The organism is Acinetobacter sp. WCHAc060042, assembly GCF_003231195.1.
Taxonomy (GTDB): domain Bacteria; phylum Pseudomonadota; class Gammaproteobacteria; order Pseudomonadales; family Moraxellaceae; genus Acinetobacter.
In genome coordinates this window covers 1-17298 of the sequence record NZ_QKVN01000054.1, presented here as the reverse complement: position 1 = coordinate 17298, position 17298 = coordinate 1, and the positions used below count along the sequence as shown (strand labels likewise).

16 protein-coding genes are annotated in these 17298 nt (G+C 42.3%); 4 read left to right on the top strand and 12 right to left on the bottom strand.

Translation table 11 applies throughout. The features are described from left to right. Window positions 1-92: 92 nt before the first annotated feature. The 4 genes from fusA to DPG01_RS16755 form a co-directional block, all read right to left on the bottom strand. Window positions 93-2228 carry an elongation factor G gene (fusA, locus tag DPG01_RS16770; RefSeq protein WP_086210752.1) on the bottom strand — a complete coding sequence of 712 codons (2136 nt, stop codon included), beginning with the start codon at window positions 2226-2228 and terminating at the stop codon, window positions 93-95. A gap of 131 nt (window positions 2229-2359) precedes the next feature. Next, window positions 2360-2830, bottom strand: a complete 471-nt coding sequence (gene rpsG / locus DPG01_RS16765; RefSeq protein WP_004694929.1) for a 30S ribosomal protein S7 — start codon at window positions 2828-2830, stop codon at window positions 2360-2362. 177 nt (window positions 2831-3007) lie between these two features. Next, a complete protein-coding gene (gene rpsL, locus DPG01_RS16760) occupies window positions 3008-3382 on the bottom strand; it encodes a 30S ribosomal protein S12 (protein WP_002050319.1) in 375 nt (124 codons plus the stop codon). A 154-nt stretch (window positions 3383-3536) separates the two neighbouring features. Then, window positions 3537-4991, bottom strand: coding sequence for an EcsC family protein (locus DPG01_RS16755; protein ID WP_110975841.1), 1455 nt, complete (start codon window positions 4989-4991; stop codon window positions 3537-3539). A gap of 278 nt (window positions 4992-5269) precedes the next feature. Between DPG01_RS16755 and DPG01_RS16750 the strand changes: the two genes are divergently transcribed. Together DPG01_RS16750 and DPG01_RS16745 are read left to right on the top strand one after the other, a co-directional pair. Next, a complete protein-coding gene (locus DPG01_RS16750) occupies window positions 5270-6499 on the top strand; it encodes a beta-ketoacyl synthase N-terminal-like domain-containing protein (RefSeq protein WP_110975840.1) in 1230 nt (409 codons plus the stop codon). 23 nt (window positions 6500-6522) lie between these two features. Continuing rightward, complete coding sequence (locus DPG01_RS16745; protein WP_005011820.1) at window positions 6523-6975, top strand: CopD family protein; 453 nt, start codon at window positions 6523-6525, stop codon at window positions 6973-6975. Between the two features lie 80 nt (window positions 6976-7055). Here the strand turns inward: DPG01_RS16745 and DPG01_RS16740 are convergent, their stop codons facing one another. The 5 genes from DPG01_RS16740 to DPG01_RS16720 form a co-directional block, all read right to left on the bottom strand. Beyond that, on the bottom strand, window positions 7056-8162 hold the full coding sequence (locus DPG01_RS16740) for an acyltransferase family protein (protein WP_110975839.1): 1107 nt from the start codon (window positions 8160-8162) through the stop codon (window positions 7056-7058). Between the two features lie 503 nt (window positions 8163-8665). Then, complete coding sequence (locus tag DPG01_RS16735; protein WP_110975838.1) at window positions 8666-10108, bottom strand: amino acid permease; 1443 nt, start codon at window positions 10106-10108, stop codon at window positions 8666-8668. Window positions 10109-10249: 141 nt separating this feature from the next. Continuing rightward, a complete protein-coding gene (locus tag DPG01_RS16730; protein ID WP_004694941.1) occupies window positions 10250-10609 on the bottom strand; it encodes a RidA family protein in 360 nt (119 codons plus the stop codon). Between the two features lie 37 nt (window positions 10610-10646). Then, on the bottom strand, window positions 10647-11744 hold the full coding sequence (gene alr / locus DPG01_RS16725; protein WP_110975837.1) for an alanine racemase: 1098 nt from the start codon (window positions 11742-11744) through the stop codon (window positions 10647-10649). 36 nt (window positions 11745-11780) lie between these two features. Beyond that, entirely contained in the window at window positions 11781-13040 is a 1260-nt protein-coding gene (locus DPG01_RS16720) for a D-amino acid dehydrogenase (protein WP_110975836.1), read from the bottom strand. Window positions 13041-13175: 135 nt separating this feature from the next. Here DPG01_RS16720 and DPG01_RS16715 point away from each other — a divergent pair, with 135 nt between their 5' ends. Next, the gene (locus DPG01_RS16715) at window positions 13176-13640 is read left to right on the top strand and encodes an Lrp/AsnC ligand binding domain-containing protein (protein ID WP_004694947.1); all 465 of its coding nucleotides are present in this window, start codon (window positions 13176-13178) and stop codon (window positions 13638-13640) included. Between the two features lie 13 nt (window positions 13641-13653). Here the strand turns inward: DPG01_RS16715 and DPG01_RS16710 are convergent, their stop codons facing one another. Beyond that, window positions 13654-14904 (bottom strand): hypothetical protein, encoded by a 1251-nt coding sequence (locus DPG01_RS16710; protein ID WP_110975835.1) that lies wholly within the window; start codon window positions 14902-14904, stop codon window positions 13654-13656. A gap of 45 nt (window positions 14905-14949) precedes the next feature. Next, window positions 14950-15597 carry an HAD-IA family hydrolase gene (locus tag DPG01_RS16705; protein ID WP_110975834.1) on the bottom strand — a complete coding sequence of 216 codons (648 nt, stop codon included), beginning with the start codon at window positions 15595-15597 and terminating at the stop codon, window positions 14950-14952. 93 nt (window positions 15598-15690) lie between these two features. Between DPG01_RS16705 and DPG01_RS16700 the strand changes: the two genes are divergently transcribed. Further along, on the top strand, window positions 15691-16458 hold the full coding sequence (locus DPG01_RS16700; RefSeq protein ID WP_110975833.1) for a hydroxymethylpyrimidine/phosphomethylpyrimidine kinase: 768 nt from the start codon (window positions 15691-15693) through the stop codon (window positions 16456-16458). A gap of 30 nt (window positions 16459-16488) precedes the next feature. Here DPG01_RS16700 and DPG01_RS16695 read toward each other — a convergent pair whose 3' ends face one another. Next, window positions 16489-17142 carry a nuclease-related domain-containing protein gene (locus DPG01_RS16695; RefSeq protein WP_416346138.1) on the bottom strand — a complete coding sequence of 218 codons (654 nt, stop codon included), beginning with the start codon at window positions 17140-17142 and terminating at the stop codon, window positions 16489-16491. Window positions 17143-17298 lie beyond the last annotated feature (156 nt).

The following is a 17298-nucleotide window of genomic DNA, read 5'->3' as shown; positions in this document are numbered from 1 at the left end:
AGATCTTCCTTTTTAAACTACTCATGCAGGATCACTGCATGAGCACTTGGTTTTTAACTATGAATTAGTTTGGGCTTATAGTAATCGAAAGATTACTCGTCGTCACCTTTTTTACCGCCAGACTGGAATTTAGAAATGATGCCTTCAGCCACGTTACGTGGAGTTTCAGCATATTTAGCAAATTCCATAGAGTATGTTGCACGGCCTTGAGACATAGAACGCATTTGAGTCGCGTAACCAAACATCTCTGCAAGTGGAACTTCAGCTTTAATTGCTTTAGTACCGCCAGGCAAGTCATCCATACCTTGAACCATACCACGACGACGGTTTAAGTCACCCATGATATCGCCCATGTAGTCTTCTGGAGTTTCTACTTCAACTTTCATGATCGGCTCAAGCAAGATAGGATCTGCTTTCATAAAACCGTCACGGAATGCGTAAGAACCTGCCATTTTGAACGATAATTCGTCCGAATCGACATCGTGGTAAGAACCGTCAAATAATGTAGCTTTAATGCCAACAACTGGGTAACCAGCAAGGACACCATTCTTCATACGCTCTTGGATACCTTTATCCACAGCACCGAAGAATTCTTTAGGAACTACACCACCAACAACTTCTTCAGCGAACTCGTAGTCTTTACCAGCATCAGGATCCATTGGCTCTAAACGTACGTATACGTGACCGAATTTACCTTTACCACCAGTTTGACGTACGAATTTACCTTCTTGTTCAACTGACTTTTTAATCGTTTCACGGTAAGAAACCATTGGTTTACCAATGTTTGCTTCAACACCGAATTCACGTTTCATACGGTCAACAATGATGTCAAGGTGAAGCTCACCCATACCAGCAATAATTGTTTGACCTGACTCTTCGTCAGTACGAACGCGGAATGATGGATCTTCCTTAGCCAAACGACCTAAAGCAATTGACATTTTTTCTTGGTCAGCTTTAGTTTTTGGTTCAACAGCCAATGCAATTACTGGCTCTGGGAATTCCATACGCTCAAGTGTGATGACATTTTTCTCATCACAAAGTGTATCACCCGTAGTTACGTCTTTAAGACCTACACACGCAGCGATATCACCTGCACGAATTTCTTCAACGTCTTGACGATCGTTCGCGTGCATTTGCACGATACGGCCGATACGTTCACGTTTAGATTTAACTGGGTTATAAACAGAATCACCTTGTTTAAGAACACCAGAGTAAACACGTACGAAAGTTAAGTTACCTACGAATTTGTCGTTCATGATTTTGAACGCAAGTGCAGAGAACGGAGCTTCGTCAGATGCTTCACGAATCGCTTTAGTTTCAGCTTTGTCGTCAAGTACACCTTCAATCGCTTTAACTTCTGTAGGTGATGGTAAGAATTCAATTACTGCGTCCAACATACGTTGAACACCTTTGTTTTTGAACGCTGTACCACAAAGCATTGGTTGAATTTGACAAGCCAAAGTTTGAACACGTAGACCATTAACGATGTCTTCTTTAGAAAGATCACCTTCTTCTAGGTACTTGTCCATTAGCTCTTCAGAAGCTTCAGCAGCAGCTTCAACCATGTTTGTACGCCATTCTTCAGCAGAAGCTAGAAGTTCAGCTGGAATTTCACCGTACTCAAACTTCATACCTTGTGAAGCTTCATCCCAAATGATCGCTTTCATTTCGATCAAGTCGATTACGCCTTGGAAGTTTTCTTCAGCGCCAACAGGAATCACTACAGGTACTGGAGACGCGCCTAAACGAGTCTTCATTTGTTCAACAACACGGAAGAAGTTTGCACCTGTACGATCCATCTTGTTCACGAATGCTAAACGAGGTACTTGGTATTTGTTTGCTTGACGCCATACAGTTTCAGACTGAGGTTGTACACCACCTACAGCACAGTAAACCATACATGCACCATCAAGAACACGCATAGAACGCTCAACTTCAATTGTGAAGTCAACGTGTCCCGGTGTATCAATTACGTTGATACGGTGTTCAGGGAATTGCTTAGACATACCTGACCAGAATGTAGTCGTAGCAGCAGAAGTAATGGTAATACCACGTTCTTGCTCTTGCTCCATCCAGTCCATTGTTGCTGCACCATCGTGTACTTCACCAATTTTGTGAGATACACCTGTGTAGAACAAAATACGTTCTGTAGTTGTGGTTTTACCCGCATCAATGTGCGCAGAAATACCAATGTTACGATAACGAGAAATTGGGGTTTGACGAGCCATGATTTCTTGCATTCCTAAATTTTGTTGTTTAAAACAGGACGCTTTAAGCTGGCAGACAGCTTAAAGCGATTCGATGACAGTTTGGCGTAAACCAAGCTGTCACCCTCCTGAATAGGGGCTGTTTTAGTCGCTTAGAAGCGGTAGTGAGAGAATGCTTTGTTGGCTTCAGCCATACGATGCACGTCATCACGTTTTTTAACCGCTGCGCCTTTACCTTCAGCTGCATCAAGCAACTCACCAGCAAGACGTAAAGCCATAGTTTTTTCAGAACGCTTAGCAGCAGCATCTACTAACCAACGCATAGCTAGAGCAGTACGACGGGATGGGCGTACTTCCATAGGTACTTGATAAGTAGCACCACCAACACGGCGTGCTTTTACTTCAACCATAGGACGAACTTTTTCAAGAGTAGTCTCGAAAAATTCAACTGGGTCTACTTTGTTTTTTTCTTGAACGCGGTCTAAAGCACCGTAAACGATACTTTCAGCAATAGATTTTTTACCATCTTGCATTACGTGGTTCATGAATTTAGCGATTGTTTGGCTGCTGAACTTAGGATCCGGAAGGATTTCACGAGCAGCAACTACGCGACGTCTTGGCATTTTAAACTACCTATATATATGACACTTCAGGTTAATCCAGCCGTAGCACAAAGTGTCATGTGCTTTCGCTGGCCTTACTACACGTCGCTTGAATTTCACAAAATTAATGCAGAAATCAGACAAGCGAGACGATAAAGGATTGCAGTTCTAGCGAACTAAGAAGTTAATCTCGAAAGATTATTTCTTAGGACGTTTAGTACCGTATTTAGAACGAGACTGGTTACGATCTTTAACACCAGCACAGTCTAAAGAACCACGAACGGTATGGTAACGTACACCTGGTAAGTCTTTAACACGACCACCACGGATAAGAACAACACTGTGCTCTTGTAGGTTATGGCCTTCACCACCGATGTAGCTAGAAACTTCGAAACCAGAAGTTAAACGCACACGGCAAACTTTACGCATTGCTGAGTTCGGTTTTTTAGGTGTAGTTGTGTAAACACGTGTACAAACACCACGACGTTGTGGACAAGCCTTCAACGCAGGAACTTTAGATTTTTCAACTAAAGTCGTACGACCCTTACGGATCAACTGATTTGTTGTTGCCATTTGGCAATTCTCCCGTTAATAAAAAACCCAAAAAAAGACGACTTTTTGAGGGCATGCAATTGTAAGCTAAGACGCAAAAATGGTCAACATTTCAAACTACATGTAATGCTGACTACATCAGGACTTTTACAAATTTTCATCTATTTTAAGTAGTTTATTTTTTACTTGGCGCATTTCGTCTTTTTGTAACCTTTTTTTCAGTCGGCTCTACTGTAGGCTTCGCAGCAACTTTTGAAGCCGTATTGGGTTCATTTTGTACAAAAGACGCATTATTGTTTTGTGTGGTTTCTTCAGCCTCATCCATAGGATATAAATCTGCAAGATCTTCTTCCACTTGCAGGGCTGGCTGTTGCGGTGCAACAGCATCATGGGGTTCAACCATTTGATCTGCAAGCTGCTCTAGGCCTTGTTGAACGAGATCATCGGTTGGTGTTTGTGTGCCTTTGTCTGACTTCTTCTGAACTTTCACTTTAGCAATATTTTGATGACCATCCAATGCGATTTCAGTGCCCATATTTAAGCTCTCTGTTTCCGCATCTGTTGCACTGCGTTGAGCAAGCAATCGCGGTGATGCTTTAACTAAAAGCTCAAGTGAACGCTCATAAGCGGTCAAGGCACTTAGGCTATTGTCTTTTTGCTGAATGATATACTGGCGGGCTTGTGAAAAAATCAACTGCGCCTTTTGATGTGCATCATCCACTAAGCGCCAACTATAAGCGGCACTCACACTAGCACTGGCAATGGGTGAGAGCTTTGCTAGTTTATTGAGTAAGGATAGATTAGCAAGCGACTGCCCCCATTTCAGTTGACCATCGGCATTGGTCAACCATTTCTTCAAAGCTTCTGCATCATTGCTCGATCCCAACAACTGTTGTAACTGAGAAACATCATGGGTTTGCAAGGTACTCGAAATCGCTTTAATCGCCATCAATAAAGTTTGCTTTTCGGCAATTAAACCCAAATCAATTTGCTTAAAAATAAACTGTACGATGTCCTGATCAGACTCTTTATTTAAGTCAAAACCGTAAGAGCGCCCTACTTGATAGATCATTCGCAATGACATGACCAAAGAAGCAGGCACATCCACGGTTGAACCCACTAGACCTGTTGCCCCTGTCAATGCCCCCTGAACAATGGCAATGATCTTATTTTGTTCCGATAATGCCTGACTAATCCGCTTAGAACGGTCAACATCTTGGGTTAACATTTCAAGATCACGCACACCCGCTTCATCTAAAACAGCATCGACAGAACACATATTCGAACTAAATTGATTGAGCTGACCAAATAGATAATCAGCCGCTTTATCGGAAAGTTGTGGAGAAACAAAACTCGCCATACGGTTTGCTTTTGCATAATGTCGGCCTAATAGCTGACGTGATACCGTCGGTAGGTGCTCACGTAAAACATGTTGCGGGCGCTCATAAGTTTTACTTTTTGATTTTGTTTTTGGAGTCGTGGCATCTCCTGTTGGGCTATTTGTCAGTGTTGACACCGCATCTGGAGCCACTTGGTTTAAGAGATTTAAACCTGTATGACTGAGCTTTTTAGCCACTCCAAAGGCATTTGAAAAGAAACCACTGCGCTGTTTATTGTTTGAATCCGCCATTCCTTACCTCGTGCTTTATAATCTTTCATTTCTAGCTAAATACTAGGTGTAGTACGCATTTATCTCAATAACAATATGTGTCTTTTAGTAAAGTTGAAATGTGCTTTGCTTGATTTTAAGACAAGCTAAATTGGCATAGGATTTGCCATAAGAATTAAAAATTCTTTCTGCTATTATGATCTGCATTGAAAACATAAGAGTTGCAATTGGCTTAGAAATAAATTGTTGATTCATCTCTAAGCGCAACTCGGTAAAACCACCATATAAGGGATCTGTAAATGAAACGTGTAGTAATCACTGGCATGGGGATCAACTCATGTATCGGTAATACTTTGGAAGAAGTTACTCATGCATTACAAAACGGGATTTCTGGGACACGTTTTAACCCAACCTATGCTGAACTCAATTTTAAAAGTCATATCAGTGCTGCTGCTGAACAAGACTTTGATGGTATCGACCGTAAGCTAAAACGCTTTATGGGTGTTTGTGCTATGTATGCATATAACGCTGCGGTTGCTGCGGTTGAAAATGCAGGCTTAACAGCCGAGCAAATTGGTGGCAATCCACGCTATGGTATCGCAGGCGGTTCAGGTGGTGGTTCAACTGCATCTGTAGTTGAAATGAAAGAATTGTTAGACACCAAAGGCGCACGTAAAGTTGGTCCGTTCTTCGTACCACGTAATATGTCGAACACAATTACAGCAAACGTTGGTGTTGCTTTTAAAATGCAAGGTGTTGCACACACCATTACCAGCGCATGTGCAACCTCTGCTGATGCAATTGGTTATGCCTACAACCTGATTCAACTCGGCAAACAAGACTTAATGCTTGCAGGTGGCGGTGAGGAAGATCACTGGTCTCAAAGCTTGTTGTTTGATGCCATGGGTGCACTGTGCTCAAAGTACAATGACACACCAGAAACAGCGTCTCGTCCTTATTCTGCTGACCGTGACGGCTTCGTGATTGCTGGCGGTGGCGGTTTTGTGGTGCTTGAGTCTTTAGAGCATGCACAAGCACGTGGCGCCAACATTTTGGCTGAAGTCGTAGGTTATGCTGCAAACTCTGACGGTGCAGACATGGTTGCACCATCGGGTGAAGGTGCGACACGTTGTGTACTGATGGCACTTGAAGAAGCAAAACAGCACGGCGTCGACAAAATTGACTATGTGAATACGCATGGGACATCAACGCCTGCTGGTGATGTGACTGAGTTAAAAGCAATGGAACGTGCATTTGGCGAAGGTCAAGTTCCTCCACTGAGCTCAACTAAGTCAATGACAGGTCATAGCTTAGGTGCGGCAGGCGTACAAGAAGCGATCTACTCTGTTCTAATGATGCAAAATGACTTTATTGCACCCAACATCAACGTGACTGAACTGGATGAAGGTGCAAAACCATTTGATATCGTGCTTGAAAAACGTGACGCAAAATTGAATACTGTGATGAGTAACAGTTTCGGTTTTGGCGGCGTAAATGCATGTCTCATTTTCAAAAAATGGGAAAGCTAAGCCGCCCATTTTAGGGTGACTTGATGGATGCTCCTTCTGATGCTTTCTTGTGGGTAAAAGCATTACATATTATTGCCGTGGTGTGTTGGTTTGCTGCATTATTCTACCTACCACGGCTCTATGTTTACCATGCCATGAGTGATGATGCAGTCAGTCATCAACGTTTCGAGGTTATGGAACGTAAGTTGTACCGTGGCATTATGTGGCCGTCGATGATTGCAACACTGATCACGGCACATTTCTTGGTGGATTGGGGGGATGCAACACGCCACTACCATGAAGCCCTGTGGTTCTACCTCAAAGTCGGTTTGGTTGGACTGTTGGTGATTTACCACTTTGTTTGCGGTTATTACCGTAAGAAATTGATTGGTCATGCACACTACAAGTCACACAAATTTTGGCGCTTCTTTAATGAAATGCCAACCCTCATTTTATTTGCTGTGGTGATTTTAGTCGTGGTAAAACCGACATTTTAAAATCCCACAGTTAAAAAGCCCCGATTGATTCGGGGCTTTTTAATGTCTGTAAAAATCAACAGTACAACTCAAGATCCATGCTAAGACCGTATCCAAGATTGACGAATCTTCAAATTGAGCGGGGTCGAATAATATTTCTCAATCGCCCAACTCAAAATAAACACCGCGATAAAATAAACAGGCAACAACATCAACTTTTCAGCCGCTAAAGTGTCTTTTGGGAAATACACCACTTTCATTAAGCCAAGAATAATCAAATGAAACAGATACATTTCATAGCTACGCTGCCCAATCCAGACCAAACTCCGTGCCGCGTATGAGACAGGTTTAACTTCGGGATCTTGGGCAAAACACAATATGAGTAACGCCGTAAGTAGCGCAAATACGCTGATGCTCCAAGTACTCACCTCTTTGATGGGTGCGTAAAAATATAAAGCGGTCATCAGAAGCGTTGTTACTGCAACAATCATTTTTTGATTATAAATAGTTCCCTTGAAATACTGTGCATACATTGCGGTGAGGCAACCAATCGCAATTCCATCAAAGCTAGAGAAATAGTGATATAGATAAGCCCCACTTTCCTCTCCAAAATGCAGGGCACGAAAATACGGTGCATAAGCGATTATCGCGAGCAGCAAAACAATAAAGCCTTTGCCCCGACCAAGCCCTAAACACAGGACAGGAAAGGCTAAATAGAAGACTTCTTCAACCGATAAAGACCACAATACGCCCAAAGCATAGTTCACCCAACCGTATTCAATAATCAGTAGATTCATCCAGAAACTCAAAGCTGAAAGAACAGTCACAGCATAGGACACCTCTACGCCATTGGGCGACTGATTGATAAAGGGTTGTAATCCTAAACTTCCGAGCACACTGACCATCGCGACCAATAACACCAGACACGGCATGATTCGGGCAATACGACGGATATAAAAATCTTTCAGTTTAATCTGCGCCAAAGAACCACTGCGCTGTAAAGTATGCTGGGTAATCAAAAAACCCGAAATGACAAAAAATATGGTCACACCATAGTTGCCATTTCGGGCAATTAAGGTACTTAAGCTCTCGCCCCCAATGGGAATGCCGAGAACCGTATCGTGTAATTTATACGGAATATTGAAATGGTGAATCAGCACCAACAGGATGGACACGCCACGCAGGATGTCAATTTTATAATTACGCATAAATCATTGTTAAAATTTTAAAGTGCTTCATTAAAAGTGAAACCATCAGATTTAAATAGCTTTTATATATAAAATCATACAATGATCTAACACTGAATTAGAACCCATTGATTCAGCTCAAGCAAAAAGAAAGCCCTGCTTATGCAGGACTTTCTTTCAAATATCACAAGGACAGAATGAATTTAGCTCTTTACTGCGGAGTCTTACCGTTTTAAGTTTCCATTGCTGGAGTTCGTTTTGTTCCTTGCGAAGTTGTACTTCTCATTCGCCAAAAGAACCAAAAACATTTGTCATCCGCAAAACCTGTTCACTTTCTGTATTTAAAAAATTTTCTTTGCAAAAACAGTCCGCTTTAAATGCTAGACAGGTTGCGGATGACATTGTCACGTATCGAATAAAACTTCAAACTTAAAAAAGAAAATACCAGTCAGTTAAGAAACTGCCTGGTATTACTGATTATGCAGGGCTTTCTTTCAGACATCACGAGTACAGAATGAATTTACTTAGTTATCCAGTTGCTGTTCTAACAGACGTTTTTTCATACGTGGCTTGTACAGCAGTTGATAGGTCACGGCTAAAATAATCACCCATAGCGGACTGATCATCAATGCGCGAAGGGTATCCGCCTCTAAACTCAAAATAACCAACGTGAAGAATAAGAAGATTAAGACCACATAAGACATCCAAACACCGCCCGGCATTTTAAAGGTCGACTTTGCATGTAGCTCAGGACGCAATTTATGGTAGCGGATATAGCACACCATAATAATGCTCCAAATACTGATAAACAGAATCACACACAATGAGCTGGCTAATGTAAAGGCTTCAACGGTGTTTGGTACAAAGTACTGTAGCGCCGCACCTGCCATGATAAAGGCACATGAAAAGAATAAGCCTTTTGCTGGTACAGCACGTTTTGACAGACGTGCTAGGCTCTGTGGTGCTTGCCCTTCTCTTGCCAAACCAAAGAGCATACGTGATGTAGAGAATACGCCACTATTCATTGAAGACATCACTGAAGACAGCACCACTAAATTCATAATGATGGCTGAAGTTGGGATACCCGCATGTAAAAATAGTGAAACGAACGGACTTTGATCCGCAGGAATTTGATTCCACGGCGTCACCGACATCACGACAAATAGCGACAAGACATAGAACAAAATGATACGGGTTGGAATCGCATTCACTGCTTTCGGTAAGTTCTTTTCAGGGTCTTTGGTTTCAGCAGCCATGGTTCCAATCAACTCTACACCCACAAAGGCAAAGAGTGCAATTTGGAAGCCTGCTAAAAAGCCACTGCCGCCTTGAGGGAACATCCCGCCATGCGACCAAACATGACTGAAGCTTGCAACTGAACCACCCGGTGCTTGGAAATAGCTAAACACCATAAAGCCACCAATCACGATCAACCCTAAAATGGCTAAAATTTTGATTAAAGCAAACCAAAATTCAATTTCACCAAAGAGTTTCACAGTCAGTAAATTTAGCCCAAGAACAAACAACACGCAGCCGACACTGATTAAAGCCTGTCCCATAGGCGTAAAGGCCATGTCTGGCGGAAGCCAAAAGCCAAGATAGTTAATAATGGCTGCCAAGTCCGCAATACCGACCAAGACCCAACCGAGCCAATAGGACCAACCGATATAGTAACCCGCACCCGGCCCAATCAAATCATGAGCCATGTCGATAAACGACTTATAGTGCAAATTGGACAATAGAATTTCGCCCAATGCACGCATTAGGAAGAAGAACATGGTCCCGATAATCATATAAATGATCAGAATAGAAGGACCAGCAAGAGAGATAGTTTTGCCCGAACCCATAAATAGGCCCGTACCAATCGCGCCACCAATGGCAATCAATTGCAGGTGGCGGTTGGATAATTTCCGTTGTAATTCATGCGATGATGCATTTGCACCGTCAGCTTGTGGTGTGGTCGTCATAATTTAACATCCTGTTAATGTCCTTTTTTGCGTATAAACCATGTTCATACAGTGCTCGTTTTCCTAACGGGCGGATTTATACGCTGATCAGCCATTCAGCCTGAGCCAAAGAGCTGATACACACGGGGAGAGTTTAAAAAATTAGTTTTGTGCAGCCGTTACTGCAATTTCGATCAACCAGTTTGGATTCACCAAATCAGCTTGAATCGTTGCACGTGAAGGCGCCACACAACCGTTCATCCAATCAATCCAAATCGCATTGACTGTTGAAAAATCAGAGAGATTTTTGATGTAAAGCTGAGCAGATAACAAACGTGATTTATCTGTATTTGCCAAAGCTAAAAGCTCATCAATCGTTGCTAAAATTTCACGGGTCTGACCTGCGACATCATTGTCGGTATTTTTTGGCACTTGCCCTGACAAATACACCACTTGATTAAACACAGTGACTGCACTCATGACTTCGTTGGTGTTGAATTTTTGAATGTCTGAATGTGACATAGGTCTTTCCTTGTATGAAACTGTATAAAAATAAAATTTAATCTTGGATAAAATTGACACGTGCAGTGACAGCACACATCAGCTCATAGCCAATCGTGCCTGAACCTGCTGCGACTTCATCAATGCTAAGCACAGCGCCCTGTTTCGATGTACCCCACAGCACCACTTCGCTGCCAACTTGGGCATTGGGGAGGTGAGATAAATCGACCGCTAACATGTCCATGCTGACCCGTCCGACCAAGCTACTGCGTTGTCCATCGACTAAAATAGGCGTACCTGTTGCGGTAATCCGTTGATAACCATCGGCATAACCACAAGCCACAATCCCCACACGCATGTCGCTTTCAGCAATGAACTTTGAGCCATAACCGACGCTATCGCCTGCTTTTAACTGCTGAATAGCAATCAGCTCACTGCGCAAACTCATGGCTGGTTGCAAGTCCCAGTCTTGAATGGAGTGGCTTGGATAATCTGGAGAACTACCATAGAGCATGATGCCGCTACGGATCACATCCGACTGCAACTGTTCATGGCGGAGAATGGCTGCACTGTTACTGACTGAACGTGCACCCGGTAGATCATGGGTAATGGCATCAAATAACTGGCATTGATGCGCAATGCCATCACGTCCGAAACGCTCACCATCGGCATCCGAAAAATGCATCATATGGGTCAAACGTTGAACTTGAGGCAAGCTGGAAAGCTGCTGCCACACTTGACGGTATTGTTCAGGACGGAAACCTAAACGATTCATGCCGCTGTTCATTTTTAAATAAACATCGAACTGTGCCTCTAAAGGAAAACGCGCTAACCATTCGAGTTGATATTCACTATGAATACTGAAGCTTAGACCCATCTCATGACAGTCAAATAGGTCTTGCTCTGAAAAAATACCTTCGAGTAACAGAACTGGACCTGTCCAGCCCAAAGCACGGATGCGTTTCGCCTCTGCCAAATCGAGCAGCGCAAAACCATCGGCAGATTTGAACGCTTGATAGACGCGTTCAATCCCATGACCATAGGCATTGGCTTTAACCACCGCATAGACTTGGCTATTCGGCATTTTCGTGCGAGCAACATTTAAATTATGCTGCAGTGATTGACTATGAATCACTGCAGTAATTGGACGTGGCATGTTCTTCTTCCTTGAATCAATATGACCTAAAACGGATTAGGCTGCTGAAGGATAACGTTGAATCGATAGGCCTTCAGTACTGATGTCTGGTTGATGGTTCATCACCAAGTCACTAATAAGCTTGCCTGAACCACATGCCATGGTCCAACCTAAGGTGCCATGTCCTGTATTCAAGAATAGATTTTTAAAACGAGACGCACCAATGATTGGCGTAGAGTCTGGTGTCATTGGACGTAAACCCGTCCAGAAGCTTGCTTCAGCTAAGTTTCCACCTGGGAATAAGTCTTGAGTCACCATCTCCAAGGTCGCACGGCGGTCTTGATTTAAACCGTGGTTGAAACCACTCAGTTCAGCCATACCACCCACACGGATACGTTGGTCAAAACGCGTAATGGCAATTTTATAAGTTTCATCAAGAACCGTAGACTGCGGTGCAAATGCAGGATCTACAATTGGAATGGTCAGTGAGTATCCTTTGACAGGGTACACAGGCAAATTCAAATTCAATGGCTTTAAGAAATCACGTGAATAACTACCGAAAGCAAGCACATAACGGTCTGCTGTAAGCACTTGACCATCAACCACTACACCTTTGATTTCATCACCTTCAACCACTAGTTTTTCAACATTTTGGTTAAATTTAAATTCTACGCCCATGTCTTTCGCAAGGTTTGCCAAAGCATTGGTAAATAAGTAACAGTCACCTGTTTCATCATTCGGTAAATGTAAACCACCAACCAGTTTGTCTTTGGCATAGGCTAAAGCTGGCTCGACTTTGGCTAAGTCATCTTTTAATAATAATTCGTAGTCGACACCACATTCTTTTAACACTTGAATGTCGCGTTGTACTGCATCAAGCTGTGCTTCATTACGGAAAACCTGCAAAGTTCCTTTCGCGCGGTTTTCATAGTGAATGCCTGTTTCTTTACGCAGTTCACGTAAGCAGTCACGGCTGTATTCAGCAACACGCGTCATACGTTCTTTGTTAATGGCATAGCTTTGTGGATTGCAGTTTTTCAACATTTGCGCCATCCAGTTCAACTGCCACATGCTACCATCGATGTTAATCGCTAACGGTGCATGGTGTTGGAACATCCACTTTACGGCTTTAAACGGAATACCGGGTGCCGCCCACGGTGTAGAATAACCTGGAGAGATTTGCCCTGCGTTACCAAAGCTAGTTTCTTCAGCAGGACCAGCTTGACGGTCTAAAACCGTAACGCTTGCGCCTTGTTGTGCAAGGTAATACGCACTTGCAACACCGATGACACCACTACCTAAGACAATTACACGCATGACTGATCCCTTACACACTAGTTTATTTCACTAGTATATTTTTAGGTTAATAGTTTTTTTCACTGTTTTTACTATTATAATCTAGGTAAATCGCCATTTTTGTCGCGCTAAAATTCTAAACATAGGAAATTTATAATGCGTAAATTAGATCGGATTGATCAGCAGATTTTAGACATTTTGCAGCGCGATGGACGAATTGCGATTAGTGAATTGGCCTCTCGCGTCAACCTCTCAACCACCCCCTGTTCAGAACGTGTCAAACGCTTAGAACGCGACGGTATTATCATGGGTTACTACGCACGCCTCAACCCACAACTGGTCGATCGAAACTTATTGGTGTTTTTAGAAATTAAGCTATCAGCCAAGTCTGGCGATGTGTTTGATCAAGTGGCACGTGACTTGGTCGAAATCCCTGAAGTTTTAGAATGCCATCTGATTTCAGGTGAATTCGATTATTTAGTCAAAGCCCGTTTAAAAGAAATGAGTGCTTACCGACGCCTATTGGGTGATTTACTGAAAAAACTGCCCTCTTCAGCATCATCGCACAGTTATATTGTGATGGAAGAAGTCAAAGAAAGTTTTTATTTGGACATTCGCTAAATTGCACAATAGCTTAAATCGGCATACAAGTATCTTGAGCTAAATACGCAGGGAGCTTTTGTTGTGGAAATGGCTGTTTCAAACAGAGCTGATGCCCTTTTTGATAATAATCATATCCTTCCCTATTTTTATTCAGCTCTTCTACCGATTCCTGCTTTTGTACCGCATTAAAAACTCGAATTTTATTGTCTAAAATTCGAGAACGAAGTGCATAAGGCCGCCAATCAACAACAGCTACTTGCGCTAAAATATTTCCCACCGAATTTTTCAAAACGTATTTAGAGCGCTTCTCAGGCTGAAAATGCTCATACTGTTGCAAAAAATCCAAATACGATAGTTCAGACAATGCAATATAAGGTTCGATGTCTTTAACTTGCTGATTTAAACTGCGGTTTGGTAGATAAACCAGACGGTATTGCCAATCAGACATACCTTTTGGTACTGCTAGACTTTGAAAGGAGTGTGCATTTTGGCTCACTTCATAACGCATACTTTGCCTTAAACTCAAAGCATGCTGAGTTAAAGGTTCGACATGCACGCTCGCATGCTGAGCCTTTAGATTGAGCATATCCAGACTCTGCCACATAAAGTTCTGCATGATATATTTCTCAATCATAGAGAGTTTCTGTCCCTGCATATTTTGTAAAGCAGAGATGTACTGTAAAAGTGCAGTCTTTGACTCATCTTTAGGTTTTAAACTCAATTGAACCGCATGCAATAAATGAAGATCGCGCAGAGTTTGATAGTCTGGCAGTACACCGTCAGCTGGAAGCAATAAAGAGACATAATCCGTACTGTTTAACCAGTGCAAATAACGCTGTATTGCAAATTGCTCTGTTGCAAACATTGCAACAAACTGAGATTGATGTTGGCGAATAAAGGATTCACTTTGTTCTGGCGTTTGTAGTAAAACCTGATTGAGTTCATCTAATACTTGTTTTTGTTCTGCCAACAACGGGTGTTTTTGCAACTGCTGTATTTGCATAGGCGCTGCTTTATTTGCGGAAGATAATGACTTACCCTGCTGTTGCCACTGCTCATAATAGCGTAAACGACCCAAGCTTTCAGGCTCAACATCTGCTTTCGCATCCATTCCCCAGGCATAGAAAAATGGATGCTGTTTCAGATCGCTTTGAAAGGCATAGTCAGCATCTATCAAGGCTTTGGTTTGAGCAGATAACTCATCATCCTGCTGTAACCAATAAACCAATCCACCACTACCGAATGCCAATATAACCAAACCCAGCAGAACTTTTTTTATCATTATTCGCATAATCAAGTATTTTATTATTTAGCAATCATACTGATTTTACTTAATAAATTGAAGTATCTCTGCAAAATTTTTAATTCGTGCTTTAGGCGCGGCTTCCGTCAACTCTTGATCAGAACCATAACCGTATTCCACCGCAATAGTCTCAATGCCGTTGCGACGTGCACCCAAAATGTCATGCTCTCGGTCGCCAACCATCAGGCATTCTGCTGCTTTTAACTGCTCTTTTTCTAGAATATAAGCAATCAAATCTCCCTTATTGGTGCGCTCACCGTTCAGTTCACTGCCATAAGGGTGCACGAAGTATTGTAGTAAATTGAAATGCTCTAAGATTTGACGGGCATAGACCTCTGGTTTTGCTGTTGCCAAATACAAGTGATAACCCTGCTCGGTCAGTTTTTTTAAGGTCGGTTCAACATCGGCAAATAAATGGTTTTCATATAAACCTTTCACCGCAAAACGCTCACGATAGCCCAGTAGAGCTTGCTCTGCCAAAACATCGTCCACTGCAACATTTAAGATTTTTGCCAAAGACGCTTTGAGTGGTGGCCCAATAATCCAGTCAATGTTTAGATCATCGGCAATGGGATGCCCAACTTTGTTTAAGCCATAACGTGCGCTGGTGGTAATACCAACTTTCGGATCTGTTAATGTTCCATCTAAATCTAGCAAAATATGTTTAATCACAGCTGATCCTTCTTGGGCTTTAAATAAAATACTATCGAGAGTTCTGCTAAAGTTGCCTATACTATCGCAAATTTTCGCAACAAGGATATTTCTGTGCGCCCAACCGTACTGTGCTTTTCTGGTTTAGACCCTTCAGGTGGTGCTGGTTTACAGGCCGATATCGAAGCGATTGGTCAAAGTGGTGCGCATGCAGCCATTGCGTGTACAGCACTCACTGTTCAAAACTCGCAACAAGTGTTTGGTTTTGAAGCAACCTCAAAAGAATTGCTGTTAGCTCAGGCGCACGCTGTTGTCGGTGATTTACCGATTAAAGCCGTAAAGTCTGGCATGTTAGGCACCACAGATAATATTGCAGCACTAGCTGAATTTCTACGTGAACATCCTGAGTACCAGTATGTGCTCGACCCTGTTTTAGTAGCGAACAGTGGAGGTTCACTGGGCGATCAAGCCACTTTGGTCAAAGCTTTTGTTGAACTGATCCCATTAGCAGACATTATTACTCCAAATACAGTTGAATTAAGGGCGTTAACGGGTCTCGATGACTTAGATGCCGCAAGGCAAAAACTGTTTGAAATGGGTGCCAAAGCGGTACTGGTCAAAGGTGGTCATGAAGACACACCAGACTATATTCGCAATACTCTGTTTGTGAATGGCGAGCTCATTTCTGAAACTCGCTGCCCACGTTTAGCAGGCGAATATCACGGTTCAGGTTGTTCGCTGGCGAGTTTTATTGCCGGTCGTTTGGCACAAGGTGACAGTGTTAAAGTCGCAGTACATCATGCCGAAACATGGCTCTTTGGCGTATTAAAACAGGCAGAAACACCTGTTGAAGGCGGTCAGAAAATTCCAAAGCGTTTCTAAGTAGAAAACCCTGTATATGCAGGGTTTTGTTTAACGGTCTTGATGGCGTTGTTTTAAATGTGCCACATGCTCACGATTGGTTTTCCATGACTTTTCTAGCACTTCTTTTTCGATCCGAAGCTGAATCCGTTTTAGTTTCATCGCTGGAATTACCTCTGTATTAAAGGTCTTTATATAGTCGACCCATGCTTTACCTCTAAATACCGTACTGGGCATCGCAGTTTTGAACTCACATTCAGGCATGAACACCACAGCAGAATGGATATAGTTTACATCAACAATATCTTGCAACACACTTTGCAGGACTTTGACGTGTTTATAGTTTTGATGTAGCGGATTTTGAAATTTAAAGCTCTTTTTATAAATTTTCTGCGTCCACATCTTTTGACGTTCACCACCAAAAATCCAGCCCTTATAGTTTTTGGTTTCAATTACAAAAACACCAAAGGGACTTAATACAATATGGTCAATTTGGGTCGTCCCACCCTGCTCATCAGGCAAAGTCACATCGTTGATGAGAAGATAACGCTCATCCAAATATAATTTTACATGCGCTTGAACCGCAAACTCCCCAAACTTTCCTTTCAGATAAGGCTTAAACGCTTTTAAAAGGCCAATCCCAAACAAGATCAGCAGCATCCACCATAGCTCTGAAAATACATTCCCCACAATTTGACTAATCATATTATTCATCGTTGTTTGAGTTAGAGACACCATTCTTCAAAAGAAGATAGATTAAAACATAAGATTATGATTTTTAAATTATTAAACTAAAAAACGAGCGTAAAAACTCTGAAAACAAGCTTAATTCGAAATTTTCTCAAGCTTTAATAATATATC

Excerpts from the sequence above, each read along its gene's own strand:
- rpsL (WP_002050319.1), bottom strand. The coding sequence starts at position 3,382 with ATGGCAACAACAAATCAGTTGATCCGTAAGGGTCGTACGACTTTAGTT.
- DPG01_RS16720 (WP_110975836.1), bottom strand. The coding sequence starts at position 13,040 with ATGCGTGTAATTGTCTTAGGTAGTGGTGTCATCGGTGTTGCAAGTGCG.
- DPG01_RS16710 (WP_110975835.1), bottom strand. The coding sequence starts at position 14,904 with ATGATAAAAAAAGTTCTGCTGGGTTTGGTTATATTGGCATTCGGTAGT.
- DPG01_RS16715 (WP_004694947.1), top strand. The coding sequence starts at position 13,176 with ATGCGTAAATTAGATCGGATTGATCAGCAGATTTTAGACATTTTGCAG.
- DPG01_RS16735 (WP_110975838.1), bottom strand. The coding sequence starts at position 10,108 with ATGACGACCACACCACAAGCTGACGGTGCAAATGCATCATCGCATGAA.
- fusA (WP_086210752.1), bottom strand. The coding sequence starts at position 2,228 with ATGGCTCGTCAAACCCCAATTTCTCGTTATCGTAACATTGGTATTTCT.
- DPG01_RS16745 (WP_005011820.1), top strand. The coding sequence starts at position 6,523 with ATGGATGCTCCTTCTGATGCTTTCTTGTGGGTAAAAGCATTACATATT.
- DPG01_RS16695 (WP_416346138.1), bottom strand. The coding sequence starts at position 17,142 with ATGATTAGTCAAATTGTGGGGAATGTATTTTCAGAGCTATGGTGGATG.
- DPG01_RS16730 (WP_004694941.1), bottom strand. The coding sequence starts at position 10,609 with ATGTCACATTCAGACATTCAAAAATTCAACACCAACGAAGTCATGAGT.
- DPG01_RS16755 (WP_110975841.1), bottom strand. The coding sequence starts at position 4,991 with ATGGCGGATTCAAACAATAAACAGCGCAGTGGTTTCTTTTCAAATGCC.
- DPG01_RS16750 (WP_110975840.1), top strand. The coding sequence starts at position 5,270 with ATGAAACGTGTAGTAATCACTGGCATGGGGATCAACTCATGTATCGGT.
- alr (WP_110975837.1), bottom strand. The coding sequence starts at position 11,744 with ATGCCACGTCCAATTACTGCAGTGATTCATAGTCAATCACTGCAGCAT.
- DPG01_RS16740 (WP_110975839.1), bottom strand. The coding sequence starts at position 8,162 with ATGCGTAATTATAAAATTGACATCCTGCGTGGCGTGTCCATCCTGTTG.
- rpsG (WP_004694929.1), bottom strand. The coding sequence starts at position 2,830 with ATGCCAAGACGTCGCGTAGTTGCTGCTCGTGAAATCCTTCCGGATCCT.